This is a genomic window from Sediminibacillus albus, from assembly GCF_900101125.1.
In the GTDB taxonomy this organism is placed as follows: Bacteria; Bacillota; Bacilli; order Bacillales; family Amphibacillaceae; genus Sediminibacillus; species Sediminibacillus albus.
Map to the genome: position 1 here is coordinate 317,533 of NZ_FNFL01000003.1, position 16,884 is coordinate 334,416.

General features: G+C 42.8%; 14 protein-coding genes. All 14 read right to left on the minus strand.

All coding sequences use genetic code 11. The annotated features are described in order from the left end of the window. Window positions 1–109: 109 nt before the first annotated feature. Window positions 110–1,438, minus strand: coding sequence for an ABC transporter substrate-binding protein (locus tag BLR93_RS10580; protein WP_093214147.1), 1,329 nt, complete (start codon window positions 1,436–1,438; stop codon window positions 110–112). A gap of 446 nt (window positions 1,439–1,884) precedes the next feature. Beyond that, window positions 1,885–3,012 carry a GntR family transcriptional regulator gene (locus tag BLR93_RS10585; RefSeq protein ID WP_093214149.1) on the minus strand — a complete coding sequence of 376 codons (1,128 nt, stop codon included), beginning with the start codon at window positions 3,010–3,012 and terminating at the stop codon, window positions 1,885–1,887. A 177-nt stretch (window positions 3,013–3,189) separates the two neighbouring features. Continuing rightward, window positions 3,190–4,662, minus strand: a complete 1,473-nt coding sequence (gene araA, locus BLR93_RS10590; RefSeq protein ID WP_093214151.1) for an L-arabinose isomerase — start codon at window positions 4,660–4,662, stop codon at window positions 3,190–3,192. A 37-nt stretch (window positions 4,663–4,699) separates the two neighbouring features. Further along, window positions 4,700–6,391, minus strand: a complete 1,692-nt coding sequence (locus BLR93_RS10595) for a ribulokinase (RefSeq protein ID WP_093214154.1) — start codon at window positions 6,389–6,391, stop codon at window positions 4,700–4,702. A gap of 13 nt (window positions 6,392–6,404) precedes the next feature. Further along, complete coding sequence (araD, locus tag BLR93_RS10600) at window positions 6,405–7,094, minus strand: L-ribulose-5-phosphate 4-epimerase (protein WP_093214156.1); 690 nt, start codon at window positions 7,092–7,094, stop codon at window positions 6,405–6,407. A 921-nt stretch (window positions 7,095–8,015) separates the two neighbouring features. Further along, the gene (locus BLR93_RS10605; RefSeq protein ID WP_175559322.1) at window positions 8,016–8,354 is read right to left on the minus strand and encodes a YckD family protein; all 339 of its coding nucleotides are present in this window, start codon (window positions 8,352–8,354) and stop codon (window positions 8,016–8,018) included. A 101-nt stretch (window positions 8,355–8,455) separates the two neighbouring features. Next, window positions 8,456–9,454 (minus strand): NADPH:quinone oxidoreductase family protein, encoded by a 999-nt coding sequence (locus BLR93_RS10610; RefSeq protein WP_093214159.1) that lies wholly within the window; start codon window positions 9,452–9,454, stop codon window positions 8,456–8,458. 174 nt (window positions 9,455–9,628) lie between these two features. Then, the gene (locus BLR93_RS10615; protein ID WP_093214161.1) at window positions 9,629–10,390 is read right to left on the minus strand and encodes a hypothetical protein; all 762 of its coding nucleotides are present in this window, start codon (window positions 10,388–10,390) and stop codon (window positions 9,629–9,631) included. Window positions 10,391–10,451: 61 nt separating this feature from the next. Continuing rightward, window positions 10,452–11,099, minus strand: coding sequence for a hypothetical protein (locus BLR93_RS10620; RefSeq protein WP_245690118.1), 648 nt, complete (start codon window positions 11,097–11,099; stop codon window positions 10,452–10,454). Between the two features lie 170 nt (window positions 11,100–11,269). Further along, a complete protein-coding gene (purU, locus tag BLR93_RS10625) occupies window positions 11,270–12,169 on the minus strand; it encodes a formyltetrahydrofolate deformylase (RefSeq protein ID WP_093214163.1) in 900 nt (299 codons plus the stop codon). Window positions 12,170–12,265: 96 nt separating this feature from the next. After that, window positions 12,266–13,453 carry an acetylornithine transaminase gene (locus BLR93_RS10630; protein ID WP_093214166.1) on the minus strand — a complete coding sequence of 396 codons (1,188 nt, stop codon included), beginning with the start codon at window positions 13,451–13,453 and terminating at the stop codon, window positions 12,266–12,268. Next, window positions 13,446–14,246: an acetylglutamate kinase gene (argB, locus tag BLR93_RS10635; RefSeq protein ID WP_093214168.1), complete on the minus strand. Its 801-nt coding sequence runs from the start codon at window positions 14,244–14,246 to the stop codon at window positions 13,446–13,448. The genes BLR93_RS10630 and argB overlap by 8 nt, the downstream gene beginning before the upstream one ends. A gap of 12 nt (window positions 14,247–14,258) precedes the next feature. Then, window positions 14,259–15,497 carry a bifunctional ornithine acetyltransferase/N-acetylglutamate synthase gene (gene argJ / locus BLR93_RS10640; RefSeq protein WP_093214171.1) on the minus strand — a complete coding sequence of 413 codons (1,239 nt, stop codon included), beginning with the start codon at window positions 15,495–15,497 and terminating at the stop codon, window positions 14,259–14,261. 13 nt (window positions 15,498–15,510) lie between these two features. Next, window positions 15,511–16,548 (minus strand): N-acetyl-gamma-glutamyl-phosphate reductase, encoded by a 1,038-nt coding sequence (argC, locus tag BLR93_RS10645; protein WP_093214173.1) that lies wholly within the window; start codon window positions 16,546–16,548, stop codon window positions 15,511–15,513. Between the last annotated feature and the right edge of the window lie 336 nt (window positions 16,549–16,884).

The following is a 16,884-nucleotide window of genomic DNA, read 5'->3' on the forward strand; positions in this document are numbered from 1 at the left end:
TAATATTTGTACGTATAAGCACTTCTGGAAGCAGACGGCCAATGAAAGTCCTTTCACGAGATATCAGTAAGTTGCAAGATACTTTTCATACCTCGCAACTTATTATTGGTTATTGGCTTTCCACTGCTTCTTGAGCTTTTTTCAGTGCCTCTTCTGGCGTTTGTGACTGTTGCCTAAGCACACTATCAAATACATTCGTGTTTATTTCTGTTGCCACGGCAGGAGTCCGGGGGGTTATATTGACAGCATTGATTTCTTCTCTAACCCCAAGCAACGTATCGAAGATTTCATTACTGAAATATTGGTAATACTTGTTATCCTCTAATAGTGCAGGATCCTCCCAAACCGTCCAACGAGGCGGGTCAAAACCTAGTACTTCCCATAGGGCGATGTTAGCCTCTTCAGTGAGCTTTGCATACGCTAAAAATTCCTTGGCTAACTCGGGGTGCTCGGTTTGGTTGGTGGCAACCGTTCCTGTCCCTCCCATACCGGCAGAACGGTTTCCGCCTTCTTCCCAAGCCGGAAGCGGGCGAATTGCCATTTTTCCTGATAACTCGGGCATATAGTCAAGGAATCGCCCCATATACCACATCGGCATTACTAATGAGGCAGCTCCGCCTTCATTCATGTAGGAATAAAATTCTTCGGCATGAGGCTCTCCGCCTGGCGTCAACTCGGCAATTTCATGTTCATAAATCATATCCTGCAGAAATTGAAGCGTTTTTATATTTGTTTCATTTGCAATGGTCATGTCGCCCGTTTCATTAGCAAAGTCGGACCCCTGTTGCGATATCATCGACCAATAGGGGATATAGTCCGCAGTAGGAACAGTAGTCATAACTGCATCCGTGTTGGCAACTACCTGTTTACCCGCTTCCACGTAATCATCCCATGTCTTGATTGAATCAATATCAACGCCAGCTTCATCCATGATTTCTTTGTTGTAATACATCACAGTCGCGCCTACATGAGTAGGCATGCCATAATATTGGCCGTCCTTAGAATAAACCTCAAATCGAGATGCAATAAAGTCATCGATTACCGGTTCTACATATTCATTCATTGGCAACAGTTGTGGCTCGCCTGCCAGATAATTAGGAAACCGGCTGATTTCTATATCGACAATATCCGGAGCTCCTTCCCCTGATTGCAATGCCAGCAGCAAGTTGTTATGCATCTGATCATATGGAAACGTTTCGGCAGTCAGTTTAATCGGTTTATCGGGATACTCTTCGTTCCAACGCTCTACGGCATCCTTAAAAAAGTCCATATGAAGCTCTGTGAATGTCCAATAGCTCAATTCGGTTGCTCCTTCAATATCTTCACCGACAACTTGGGTTTCTTCCGCTCCCTGGGAGCTTGATTCCTCACTATTACAACCCACTAAAAACAATGCAGCCAGACCAAAGATCATGAACATTAAGTAATTGCTCTTCATTATTTTCCCCCCTGCTCTTAATTGATAAAGCGCTTCCATTATTTTGTTATGCATATCCCGCTAAATGACACCACCCCCTGAATATTCTTTGGTACGTAAAGACAGCGCTTTCATAAATGAAGAGAAAAACAGCTCGCCCCTGCCTTCCATGCCACTTATTAAATGACTTCCAGAAAAACCTCATCTTCCTTAAAATTTGTACGTATAAGTGATGCTAGTTTGATTATATATAAATCTTCCAACTTTTACAATAACTTTTTCAACAAATAAATCGACGATATTTTAAAACGCTGATTAGATACATACCGCAATTATTTTAAGTGCTGCGATTAAACAAAGACACACTCCTTCTCTGTCTCTGCATTCCCCGCAAGAATGAAAAAAAGCCCTTCAAAACAACCGGCACTTTGTCTGCACAAGTTTTCTGAAAGACTTTCCGTTTCTAACTATGAAGTTATTTCTTTTTCTTTCTTTAACTCTGCTGTAGAGCTGCGAATTATTAAGTCAGGCTCAAACACATAAGTGCTCATCTCTTCATTTGCCCTTTTGCTGCCTTTTTTACTTTTAATCAAGTCAACAATCATTTGGCCTGCTTTTTTCCCCATCTCTGTCTTCGGGTGTGAAATAGTCGTGAGCTTCACTTCGGAAACCTGGGCTAAAAACGAATCATCATAGCCTACGATAGATATATCTTCCGGTACACGCAATTTCTTTTGCCTCAGTACATCCAGCAGCTTAATAGCCAATTCATCGTTATAACATACAATTGCAGTCGGCAATGAGTTATCTGCAGACAACAGATCCTCCAGAAAGCTGATAGGCTTATCGTCCTTTTCATCGGTATTATACATGAGTATATTTTTGGGGTTCACAGAAAGCTGATTTCCGCGGTGCGCCTTTAAATACCCTTTCATCCGAAGCGTTCCCTGAATATCATCTGTCTTAAACAAGCCTACAATTTCTTTATGGCCCAATCGGATAAGATGATCGGTTTGAAGATATCCGCCTCTTTCATCATCCATAACGAGGCTGACAGGTTCTAACTCATCATAATAGGCATTAATCATAATATAAGGGATCTTTATGTGTTCAAGGTTTAAAAAGTAATTTAAATTTGGGTTGGAATAGGCACTTTTAGTAGGCTCAATAATTATTCCGTCGAATTTTTGTTCTATCATTCGCTCCAACAAAGCCCTCTCGTTTTCATGGTCGTTGTTGGTGCTGAATAAACTGACTTGATATCCCTGTTCACTTAGATAGGATTCCGCCCCTCGAATAATGGAAGGAAAGATGTAATCGGATATGTAGGTAGTAATGATTGCTATATTTTTTTGGGGATTTTTACTTCGATTATCTTCCAAAGACCGGTCTGCACAAAAAGTGCCTGCTCCCTGCTCGCGATACAACCAGCCTTGATTCACCAAGTCGCCGATTGCTAAACGAACCGTATGGCGGCTGACATTGAATTGCTTCATTAACTCGCTTTCAGAGCTTATTTTTTGGTTTGGCAAAAAAGTGCCATCCATTATTTTCGTTTTAATGGCTTGTTTTACCATGTTGTGTTTTGTCTCCATGTGAACACCTCTGTTATTCTAAATATCCTGGTTAAGTTATTCGTATAAGTAATCCTTGCCAGTATACCACCTCTCAACCAGCAAGGCTATGCTCTCAAATTAAATATTCTTTTTTAAGGCAAAAAAAAAGCAGAGAATAGATGAACAGTACTCTCTGCCTCGAATCCTTATTTTAAGTTATTTCCAAATCGCTTCATTCCATTTCAATTCATTTCTAAATTGGCGAAGCTTTGTATCTGAATCGATTACTACACACTCTATTTGAGCCATTTCCGCAAAATCATGCAGTTGTTCGGTAGATACTTTGAAAGACAAGACTGTATGGTGGGCACCGCCCGCATAGATCCACGCTTCTGTCGCTTCACTTAATGATGGCTGTGGCTTCCATAGAACCTTCGCTACCGGGAGGTTTGGGGTCTTGATCTTCGGCTGCTCCGCAATCACTTCATTAACGACCAACCGGAATCGGCCGCCGAGCTCGACAAGCGATGCATTAACAGCCCGCCCTCCTTTTCCGTCGAATACCAGCCTGGCAGGATCCTTTTTATTTCCCATACTAAGCGGGTTAACAACAATTTCCGGTTTCGTTGCTGACACAGTTGGACAAATCTCCAGCATATGTGAACCTAAAATCATTTCATTTCCCGGCTCTAAATGATAAGTATAATCCTCCATAAAAGAGGTCGCTTTATTGTTTGCAATGATTTTCATAAAGCGCAGCAGAGCGGCGGTTCTCCAGTCTCCTTCTCCTGCGAAACCATACCCTTCTGCCATCAGGCGCTGGGCAGCTAATCCTGGCAGCTGCTCCATACCGTGCAAATCTTCGAAATTGGTTGTAAATGCTGAATACCCACCTGAATGCAAAAATTGCTTAAGGCCAAGCTCAATCCGTCCTTGTTCTTTGATGGCTTTGGTGGTGGTTTCGTCCTGATCGATTGTATATAACTCCTTATATTGTTCATATAATTGGTCGACTTGTTGATTGCTGATACTATTAATAACTTCCACCAAATCTCCGATGCCATAATAGTCAACCGACCAGCCAAATTTAATTTGAGCTTCCACTTTATCCCCATCTGTGACAGCTACATTCCTCATATTGTCTCCAAACCGGGCTACTTTAATATTTTTGCTTTCCGAAACAGCGGCAGCTGTACTCATCCAGTCACTAAGTTTTTTAAAAACCTGTTCATCTTCCCAATATCCTACAATGACTTTTCTGGGAATATTCATTCTGCTTCCTATGAAGCCGAATTCTCTGTCACCATGGGCTGATTGATTTAAATTCATAAAGTCCATATCAATTTCCTTCCATGGGATATCACGGTTAAACTGAGTATGGAAGTGCAACAGCGGCTTTTGCAGACTGCTAAGTCCCGCTATCCACATTTTGGCTGGTGAAAAGGTGTGCATCCACGTGATTAATCCTGCGCAATGTTCATCTGCATTTGCTTCAAGCATTAATCTATGGATTTCTTCTGCTGTCGTAAGTACAGATTTGAATACCAGTTTAAATGGCAGCCCGTCTTTTTCGTTTAATTTATTGACCATTTGTATGGAATGACTTTTCACTTCAGCGAGTGCTTCATCCCCGTATAAGTGCTGACTCCCAGTAACAAACCAGAATTCATAGGTTTTCGATACTAACATTTATGCCCCTCCTCCAACTTCCTTGAACGCTTATTTTTTAATTAGTCTTCATGGTAACTCTTGACTTGGCATGTGCCTTAATCGTTTTCAGCCTCTTCATGACATTATTTTCTCCACGGCCAAAGTGTTCATGAAGCCGGCTGTACTCTTGATAGAGCTTTTCGTACATTTGGACATTATCAGGAATTGGCTCAATAAACTCTTCTTTCACACGCCCCATCCTATCCGCAGCTGTGACAATTGAATCAAAACCTCCGTTGTCACCGCCTGCCGCCACAGCACCAAACATAGCGGCTCCTAGAGCAGGAGTCTGCTTGGAGTCAGCAACTTTAATCGTCCGATTGGTAACATCCGCATAAATCTGCATCAATAACCGATTCTTCTGCGGTAAGCCGCCGCATGCATACAGCTCTTCCACGGGCACACCATTATAATGAAAGGCATCGACAATTTTTCTGGTACCAAACGCAGTTGCCTCTAGGAGAGCGCGATAAATCTCCTCAGGCTTTGTTTGCAGCGTGGCTCCAATAAGCAAGCCGCTTAGTTCGGTATCTACTAAGACAGACCTGTTGCCGTTCCACCAATCCAACGCAATTATTCCTGTCTCGCCCGGTTTGTAGTTAGCTGCTTGCTTTTCCAGCCATTGGTGTACCCCCATATTCGCTTTTTTCGCATCTTCATACACATATCCCGGAACTGCTTTGTCTACAAACCAGGCAAAAATATCACCAACAGCCGATTGCCCTGCTTCATATCCATAAAATCCAGGGATAATGCCATCTTCCACTACTCCACACATGCCCTCTACATCTCTTTCTTCCATACCAAGGAGCATGTGGCATATAGAAGTGCCCATCGCCATCACCATTTTTCCCGGTGATACTACTCCCATTGCAGGGACAGCCGCATGAGCATCGACATTTCCTACCGCTACAGCTATACCAGGTGTCAGACCGGTTATCCGGGCAATGTCTGGAGCTAACCCACCAGCAGCAGTTCCCAGCGGGACAACGTCTCCGCGAAGTTTTGTTTTCACTACATCCTTCAAACGGGGGTCCAGTGCCTCAAAGAAGGCCTCGCTTGGATAGCCATCTTGTTTATGCCAAATCGCCTTATAGCCTGCTGTACAGCTATTGCGTTTCAAATTATTTGTGAGCTTGGAAACCACCCAGTCAGTGGCCTCTACAAACTGGTCTGCCTTTTCATAAATATCCGGAGCTTCTTTTAAAATCTGCCATATTTTGGCAATCATCCATTCTGAAGAAATTTTCCCGCCATATCTTGGCAGGAACCTTTCTCCACGCTGTTCCGCAATTTCGTTTAGTTGTGTGGCTTCCTCCTGGGCCGCATGGTGTTTCCATAGCTTCACCCAGCTGTGCGGGTTGTCTGCTAACTGAGAATCAGAGCATAAGGGGTTTCCTTCTTTGTCAATTGGCAGCATTGTGCAAGCTGTGAAATCTATCCCGAGCCCGATAATATCTATTGGGTTTACCTGCGAGGTTTTTAAAATAGCAGGAATTGATTTTCGCAGTACTTCTATATAATCATCTGGATGCTGTAAAGCCCACTCCATTCCCAGCTCCACTCCTGAAGGAAGATGTTCAGTAATTACTCCATGCGGGTAAGGTGTTACATGGTCTGCAACTTCCGTTCCGTCCTTAAGCGAAACGAGCACCGCCCTTCCCGATTCTGATCCAAAGTCTATACCGATTGCATATTTCTCATTCATCGTTATTCCTCCTCTATTTCTGGCCGTAATACGCATTTACTCCATGTTTTCGCAAGTAGTGCTTATCTAAAAGAGCCTGGTCCATTGCCGAGACATCAGGATTCAACTGAAACGTATGTAACGCCATCTTGGCTACCTCCTCCAGTACGACAGCATGATGAACGGCCTCCTTAGCATTTTTTCCCCAATTAAAAGGGGCATGGCTATGCACCAAAACACTCGGCACCTCATTGGAGCTGATATGCTGAAATGTTTCAACAATGACGTTGCCTGTTTCCAGTTCATAATCCTGTTGAATTTCCTGATGTGTCATTTTCCGAGTACATGGAATGCTCCCGTAAAAATAATCACCGTGTGTCGTGCCAAGGGGGGGAATTGCCTTTCCCGCTTGCGCCCAGCTGGTCGCCCATGGGGAGTGTGTATGGACGATTCCACCTATATCAGGAAAATTTTTGTACAGGACAAGATGTGTCGGTGTATCTGAGGAGGGCTTTAAACTCCCCTCGACGATATTTCCTTGCAAATCGACGACCACCATATCTTGTACGGTTAAGTCTTGATAAGCGACACCGCTCGGTTTAATTACTACTAGCTGTTCTTCTCTGTCGAAACCGCTTACATTTCCCCAAGTAAAAGTGACCAAACCTTGTTCAGGTAATGAAAGGTTCGCTTCTAACACTTCTCGCTTTAATAATTCAAGCATCTATACAACAGCCCCTTTCTGGACAAACGTCCATCTTGTACGTATAAGTTGTTATTAACTTTATAATAATTTAAATCGTACGTACAATCAATACATAATCACTATTTATTAAAAAAAAGAGGAAGAAAGCAAGTACTATATTTTTCCTTTTAGCCAAGAGAGGTGATGGGGGATAAGTTAGTCAAAAGCGAATCCAGAGGTTATAAACTTGTATGAATAATGGAGGCTGATAAGAGACACTGCTATTTGGACCGAAAAAAATGAGGTTGGGACAAAAGGATAGCAGCAAAAACAAAAATCGAACGATGATTCGAAATCCTTAGGATTCGAACTCGTTCGATTTTTGTTTTTCTAATGTTTAAACTAACCTGCGGCCACAGTGACAACTCTATTTCTTCCTTCTAACAAGATTGGATGCTTAAAGTGGTGCAGGCAGCATACTTCGCTCTCCGTGGGCACGGCCTCCTCAGAAGCAGAAACGGCTTCTTCCGGTGTCTTCAGACTCGTGCTGTTCCCACTGGAGTCTATGTATTCTGCTTACGCTGGTGGGCTGTTCATCACTTGTATGACGACCGTGATCTCAAGTAAATCTTAAGCATTTGGGTTTTATTGGTTGAAAACCGTACGCAGACTTTCAGCGGAGGAAATCCACGGAGACTCCTGCGGGAGGGAAGGCCTCGGTGAGACCCCGAAGAGCGCAAGCTCGAGGAGGCTCACCAGCCGCCCGCGGAAAGCGTAGTGTATTTCCGTAGCGTAGTACGAATGGTTATCCGATACTATTAAGGAAACACCTACGGTTACATTGCCACTTATATCCTTTACGTTATTCATCGAATGCTTAGAGATGGTCTTTTAAAATTTCATAGCTGTTATCGTTAGTTTTTTGCAGGTGGATGTAAGTTATGTCCCAACCACAATGATTTAATGTGGAAACTTTTTATCTCGTTTTCCTTTATGTTTTTCCCAGTCGATAATAAAGCCGTTTGCTTCTAGCTTTTTGTAATAACCATCCAAGTGTTCAGTCATTTTCTCGGCTTTTTCTGCACTAATTACACCAAATTCTAAGTATTTGTTGATAATCCCTTTTCGTTTATCAAGTAAATCTTGATAAAGAATTGCCAGTTCCTTCTGCTGCCCTTCCGTCAGCTCCACCTTTTTTTGCGTTCCCGTATCCTCTTCTGCTTGAATCTCCACTGCTCCCAACAAAGAAACAGTAAGTGCCAAACCCAACGCCAGCCAGCTTTTCAAAAATCGTTTCATCATATTGCCTCCCATCTATGTGTTTGTCTATACTTTCTGCCTTCGTCTAAATAATATACAAAAAAACTCCGCAAGAACGTATCATGCGGAGTTTGGGCTCTTTATTTCAGCAGGTTGACGACCATTCGCCCTTGTGCCCTGCCTTCTAAAATCATGTTTAGTGATTCAGGTAAATCGTTTAATGTGATTTCTTTCTGAATATGTTCAGCTAATCCCTCTGGTTTTAAGTCATCGGCCAGCCGCTGCCAAACTTTCTTCCTAGTCTCCATTGGACAATTGACTGAATCGACACCAAGCAGCTGAATACCTCGGCTGATAAATGGAAATACCGCTGTTGGCACATCAGTACCGCCGGTCAATCCACTAACAGCTGCAGCTCCTCCATACTCCAGCTTGGTCAGCAATGAGGCTAACTGTTTACCGCCAACCGGATCGACAGCACCGGCCCATTCCTGTTTATCAAGCGGCCGTATCTTGCCGTCAAAAACGGCTTCTCTTGAAACAATTTCATTAGCCCCGATTTTCTGAAGAAACCCATGCGAGCTCTCTTTTCCTGTACTTGCCACTACATGATAACCACGCTTTGCCAGCATCGCAATGGCAGTACTGCCAACACCACCGGTAGCACCAGTTACTAGTACTTTTCCTTTACCAGGATGCAATCCACTAGCCTCCAGCTGCTGAATCGACAGCGCGGCAGTGAAACCAGCAGTCCCTAAAATCATTGCCTCTTGCAAAGTCAACCCATCTGGCAGCGGTACAATCCAGTCTGCCGGTATTCTTGCATATTCACTATATCCTCCATAGTGGCCGGTTCCGATTTGATAGCTAGTGGCAATTACTTGGTCGCCTTCCTTGAACCTGCTGTCAGTCGATTCAACTACTTCCCCGGATAAATCAATTCCCGGTACCATCGGATATGATTCCACGATTTTATTATCCGCTGTATTAGCTATACCATCTTTAAAATTAACACTTGAATAATGAACCTTTATCAATACTTCGGCATTAGGCAGGTCTTCCTTTTGAAGTGTATCCAATCCTGCAAAAAAACCTTCGTCCGTTTGATTCACCTTATAGGCCCGAAAATGTTCGTTCATGTTTTTAACTCCTTTCCCTGCTATGCTTTTCCTATGTGTTTTCACTTCTCGCCATCCAGAAAACCAGTCATCCAGGAGATAAACGGCTTTCCGGAATATCAGTCTATTCTTAGGCCTGTCCAAAAAAAGAGAAATCCAGGTCGAAAAAAGAAACCAACACGCAGCCATAGAAGACTACGTATTGAAAACAAACTTCACATCCGGATGCTTATATACAAGTTCAAAATCTTCACTGTCCCCTAAATTATTATATAAGTCTTCTGGCGAAAACCAAAGAAAATCGTTTTCTAATTTATAGTCCGCGCCATAATAATAACTAAGCCAAATCAATTTGGAACAATAGATATACTCCCACGGGTCATCCAGTGAAGACGATAGACTGAACGAGAAAACAGGTGAACCCTGCCCTTTTTCCTTGAATTCATTCAAATATTGTTCTGCATAACCGGCCGCCGCCTGACCTGCCTGAGTTGATTTTGGCCGAAAATGGGCATGCACCGGATGTTTCACCAGGAATTGCTGGATGGTATCCTTCCGTATTGCGGGATGCAAACCAGGCGATTCAATTACATGGTCCTTATCAACCACTAGTGCGGAATGCCCTACATACCCAGTTTTGGCCTGATTGACGTTATCACTTGCCACCAGAATATCGCCAGGAAGGAAAGTCCGTTCCCTATAATTACCTGCATGAACAGAGAAATGATAATGACTGCCACTAATAAGGGATCCTGTCTGCCAATCATAGGCAACTATTAGTAACTGATGAGGACCATTACGCAGGCCGCCTGTATCTAAATAAAAGCGTCTTCCCTTTAGATGAATTGCATGTAATGACTGATCGATATAACTATAATAAACAAAGCCCTGGGAAGCCAATGTCGTTTCAACCTTAATGATATCTTCCATTTGAGTTAATTGAAAGAGATTTGTCATTTTACCACCGCCCACAAATATTGTATTCATGGGCAGGAAATCTGTGCCTGCTTTTACGAACTCACCCAGCTTGTTTACGGTTGATTTTTTTCACGATTCGTTTAAACAGGGAGGAATGATAGATATAGTCAAAGGCCGTGCTAATCACAAGTCCATGCAGGATAACCCCAAAGATTGTTAAAATAACTACGGTCACATGGCCGACAGGGGTAGCAGGATCAAACCCCCCCTGGCCAAAAAAAGTAAGGCTCATCAGGCTTCCAATCATTGCTTCCCAGTAGCTGGTCACTTCTGGTTCAAATGAATAAATAGGAATAATAGAAATAAATACAATTACAAAAGTACTCGTAAAAATAACACCTAAATGCTGGCGCTTAAAGAATTTAATAAAGGGCATGGTGTAATATTTGGTGATTGTCTTTAAACGTAATAAATGCAGGATACGGGCGAAGCGGGCAAACTGAAAAATGGCATCCAAAGGAATTACCGCAATGACAAGAAAAGGGTTGCTTTTGATAAATTTCCATTTGTTTTCACTCTTCTTCAGCCGATAAACAAAATCAGCAAAGAAGATAGCCCAGGTAACCCATACAATGTACCCGCCATAATCATTATTTTTCCATATGGTAGCTACGGAGAAGGAAGCTAACATAATCATAAAAATCTCGTACACCATTTGCTTTTTATCTCTATTATTAAAGATGTCCATTTGTTTGGCCCCGCTGTTCTAGAACTAGTAGTCTTTACATTATAATAAAAAATCGGAAAGGATAAAAACGCTAGCCACTTCTGATGCGGCGGCACTTCATTTTTGGATGGCAGTTTTCTCTGCATATAAAAAAGCTTGAGCTCCTTTCCTCAAGCTTTTTAAATGAATGTTTAAAATACAATCGTTTTATTTTTATGGACAATGATCCGGTCATCCAACTGCCATTTAACGGCCCTTGCCAGCACGCTTCTTTCGATAGACTGGCCGATTTTTTTCATATCCTCGCTGTTATCCCGATGGTCGACACGACTGATATCTTGTTCAATAATCGGTCCTTCATCCAGATCATCAGTTACAAAATGAGAGGTCGCGCCGATTAATTTTACACCGCGTTCGTAAGCCCGTTCATACGGCTTTGCCCCCACGAAAGCCGGTAAAAAGGAATGGTGGATGTTAATAATCCGGTGCTTTTGGGCTGCCACGAAATCAGGGGTAAGAATTTGCATATACCTCGCCAAAACAATAAAGTCGATTTGGTAATCCTTTAACAATTGTAATTGCTTTGCCTCGACTTGTTTTCTTATGTCTTTATTAGCCGGAATATAGTAAAACGGGATACCCAATGATTCAACGATCTCCCGCGCCTGTTCATGGTTACTGATAACTAAAGGTATGTCAGCGGTCAAGTCACCGCTTTGCCACTCCCAAAGCAATTCTCTTAAGCAATGTAATTCCTTGCTGACGAAGATTGCCATTTTTTTAACTTGGTAAACATAACTGAACCGCCAGTCCATAGCGAATTGCTTCGCTATTGGGATGAATTTTTCTTCTAATTCTTCTTTTTTACTGTCTAAATCACCGGCTTCAAATTCTATCCTCATAAAGAATTCCCCACCTTTAGGATCAGTGGTATATTGACTCGACTCGATAATATTAGCATCATGCTGATATAAGTACTCTGATACAGCCGACACAATTCCCGGCTGATCCGGGCAATGAATGAGTAAGCGGGCTTTATTCTGGCGGAGCTCCTGAAAGCTATCGATTTTTTGCTGTCTAATGTTCTTCACGAAAAGATCCCTCTTTTTATTAGTCTATACCCTATATAGTGTACTTTAATTGGACAATATATTTAAGTAAAAGGCCGTGAACCCCGCAAGCCAATTTTATTTTACGCAAAACACCTTCTGCATCACTGAATAAAACGCGTCTACTTCCTCCTTATTAGTCGTTAACGGAGGCAGGATGCGAATCACTTGAGGGCCGGCAACTAAAATTAACAGACGATGCTCCCGCGCTTTTGTAACATAGTCGATTGCATTGCCCTTTACTGCTATTCCCTGCAGCATACCTTTTCCGCGGACTTCTTCTATTACATCAGATTGACCTTTCAGCTGTTGCAGCTTTTCCACTAAGTAGCTGCTTAGGTTGATGGATTTTTCTAAAATACCGCTTTCGACAATATGAGAGACCGTTGCCAAACCGGCTGCGGCAGAAAGCGGATTACCCCCAAACGTACTTCCATGTGTACCAGGAGTAAATGCCTCTGCTGCTTTTTCATTGGCAATAACTGCACCGATGGGAATCCCGCTTCCCAGCCCTTTTGCTATGCTGATTACATCAGGTTCTATCTCGTATTGTTGATAGGCAAACAACGTTCCTGTTCTGCCGATGCCTGTTTGGATCTCATCAATCATCAGTAAAATGTCATTTTCCTTACAGATGGCAGCAAGTTTCTTGACCCAATCGAAATCAGCCGGTACCACACCGCCTTCTCCCTGGACGAGCTCTAATAAAACTGCGCACGTTTCACTGGACACAAGTCCATCTAAAGCCTTGTCATCGTTATAAGGTAAATAACGGAATCCTGGTGCCAGCGGCGCGAATCCTTGCTGGATTTTTTCCTGTCCGGTAGCGGCTAACGTTGCCAGCGTTCTGCCATGGAAGGAATTAGAGAATGTAACAACTTCGTGCGCATTCGTCTTTTTAACTGCTTGCGCGTATCTTCTAGCCAGTTTAATAGAGGCTTCATTTGCTTCTGCACCACTATTACAGAAGAAAACTTTATCACCGAAACTATTTTTGACCAGTATCTCTGCGAGTTTTTCTTGAGAAGGGATGTGATAGAGATTAGAGCAATGCCATAAATCCTGGAGCTGCTTTTCCACCTGATTTTTGACAACATCCGGCGTATGGCCAAGATTACAGGTAGCAATACCAGAAGTATAATCGAGATATTTGGCTCCTTGCTCATCCCATACATAGCTTCCCTTCCCCTTAACAAGAGTGAGCGGAAAACGATTATATGTAGGCATCAGCATATCTTCCCTGGAAGTTATCGTTTGTTTAGACATATCCTGCCTCCGTATTTAGCATGATTTTCGTTCCTATTTCTTCACCTTTTGCAAAGGCCATTAAGCTGTCTGGATCCAACCCATTTAAAATAGCCGCTTCAGGCACTTGGTTTTCCAGCGCCCGTAATGCTGAACGAACTTTTGGGATCATTCCGCCTTTGATTACTCCGGCAATAATTAATTGTTCGATTTCATTGCTTGCTGCCTGGTGGAGTACCGCCTGTTCCCCATCCTTGTCTATCAGGATGCCGGGTATATCACTGATAAAACACAGCTTCGCTTTCAATGCTTCGGCGATCGAAGCCGCTGCAACGTCCGCATTGATATTATATTTTTGGCCGGTGCTATCCATTGCTATCGGAGAGACCACCGGAATAAACTCTTTGGCAGCAAGATTGTCTATCACTGTGTCATCAACAAATGCAACATTTCCAACATAGCCTAAGGAGCCATCTCCAGCTGGGACAGCCGTCAATAGCGATCCATCGATTCCGGATAAGCCAAAACCGCTGCCGCCGGCCTTATATAAATTTGCCACGATTTGCTTATTCATCGTGCCGCTGAGGGCCATTTCCACTACATCCAGGACCTCCTCTGTGGTAACTCTAAGTCCATCTATAAAACTCGATTTCACACCTGTTTTTTCTAATAATCTTGAAATTAGAGGGCCGCCGCCATGGACAATAACCGGCTGAAAATAACCATGTCTCTGTATCTTTGTAATGTTTTGATAGAAGGAAAAAGGCAATTTTTCGAATACACTCCCGCCACACTTAATAACAAGGTAATTCATTGTAATCCCCCTTTATGTGCGGTAAGAAGCATTGATACGCACATAATCGTACGATAGGTCACAACCCCAGGCAATTGCTTCCCCGCTGCCTGCTCCCATATCCGCAAAAATAATGACCGTATCCTGCATTAAATGGGACTTTGCTTCTGCTTCATCAAAAGCAACAGGCATTCCTTCATTTACTACTTTTACACTTCCTATTGAAATACTCACTTTGTCCGGATTTACCGGCTGGCCGCTATAGCCAATTGCTGTAATTAACCTGCCCCAGTTCGCATCTGCTCCATGGATAGCTGTTTTGACAAGGTTGGAGGAAATGACAGACTTGCTGATTGCCTGAGCAGCTTGATCTGTTTCCGCTCCTGTAACATGGACCTCTACTAATTTGGTCGCTCCTTCACCATCCCGGGCAATTTCCTTAGCGAGATTCTCACAGACGATTGCCAGTCCCTTTTCAAATAAGTGCCATTCAGGATGGTCTTCGTCGAGCGGAGAATTGCCCGCAGTTCCATTGGCCATTGCCAATACCATATCATTTGTACTCGTATCGCCATCAACCGTTATCATATTGAATGATTTGTTAGTGATATTTTTTAAGGCAGCTGATAAAGCACTAGCATCCACATCAGCATCTGTTGTGATGAAACTGAGCATGGTCGCCATATTAGGGTGAATCATTCCAGATCCTTTAGCTGCACCGCCGATTGCTATTGTTTTGCCTTCTATTTCGATTTGGACTGCTGTCCCCTTTTCCCTGGTATCGGTCGTAAGAATAGCACGTTCGAATCTGGAAACATGGTTGTTTTCCTGTTGATGGATTTGGTCGATTCCCTGCTTTATTTTCTCCATCGGCAGCAGTTCACCGATTAGCCCGGTAGAAGCAACTGCTGTATGGCTTTCCAACACTCCAAACGCTTCTGCTCCCCATTTTCTCATTTCATAAGCATCGTTAAGACCCTGCTCCCCGGTACAAGCATTGGCCACCCCGGAGTTTACAAGCAGTGCTTGGATTTTGCAGCCAGTAGAAATACTTTCCTGTGTCACCTTTAATGGTGCCGCCTGAAAAGCATTGGTTGTATAAACCCCTGCTGTAGCGGCAGGTACTTGTGAGTATATCCAGCCAAAGTCCAATTTACTTTTTCTGATTCCGCAATGGACACCCCCGGCAGTAAACCCCTTAGGAGTGACCACATTCCCTTCTGGCAAAATTGTAACTTCTTCCTTAACTAATTGCTTTGCATACTCTGCCATCTTTTCGCCCTCCTTAAGGATAAATAGGTAAGTAATTCAAACCCGTAGATGGTTCCCAGCCATTCAATAGATTCATATTTTGCACAGCCTGGCCGGATGCGCCTTTCACTAAATTATCGATTACGGATACAATCGTCAGTTTCCCTGTTCGTTGATCTGAATAAAAACCCAAATCACAAAAATTACTGCCATATACCTCTCGCGTTGCCGGCAGTTCTCCTTCCCTGCGGACACGGACAAAAGGGTGGCCATCATAAAAAGCTGTATAAGCTTCGATAACTTCTTTCGTAGAGATTTCTTCGATGGCATTTACATAAATTGTACTCATGATTCCTCGTGTCATAGGGACTAAGTGAGTGGAAAACGCTACTTTCAGCTCTTTCCCAGCCTCGATTTGTAATGCCTGTTCTATTTCAGGGATATGTTTGTGCTGTCCGAGCTTATACGCTTTTAAGTTTTCATTCATTTCCGGGTAATGAGTGTTTAAGGAGGTGCTTCGGCCCGCTCCAGAAACCCCTGACTTAGCATCAATGATGATCGATTGGGGATCAACCATGCCGTGATTTAAAGCCGGAATTAATCCCAATAGGCTGGCTGTCGGATAACAGCCGGGATTGGCAATCAATTCTGCATTTTTTACTTCTTCTGTGTATATTTCACTTAACCCATAAACGGCCAAATCCAAGTATTGCTGTTCTGCTGCTGACCCTTGATACCAATCTTGATAGACTTGAGAAGATTTCAATCGGAAATCCCCGGACAAATCTATACATTTTATACGCTTAGCAAGAAAACCCGGAGCCAGTTTTTTGCTTATCCCTGGCGGAGTAGCGAAAAATACAAGCTCCACTCTTTCCGCCAGCTGGTCGATATTTAATGTTTCCAGCGGTTCGATAACAAGGTCTGTTACATGCGGATACACGGAATCCAAACGCTCTCCGCTCTGCGAATGAGAGATGATTGCCTCTATTTCTGTATACGGATGATTATACAAAAACCTTATCAGTTCAATGGCACCATAGCCAGTACCGCCAATTATCGCTACTTTCACAATAAAAATTCACTCCCAGCAATACAATTAGTTGGTAAATAATTATACTTTATAATGCATTTTTATACAACAGTGGATTTTATCTTATTTTATGTTTTTTAAATGTTGCAGCAGCAAAGAATATTAAATTGTATGGTAAAAAAAGAAATTCGTTCACTACACCCGTTTTACACCGCTGCATTTGACCAATGGGGTATTCGGATAAGCAAAAGCATTCCACGAAAGCAAAACAAATTGAATGTTTAAAATGAACAGAGCATTTTCATAAGGAATGCTCTTTTATCTTGTCCAGGAAGAAAGTATGGCTATATAACAATAATATTATAATAAAAAATA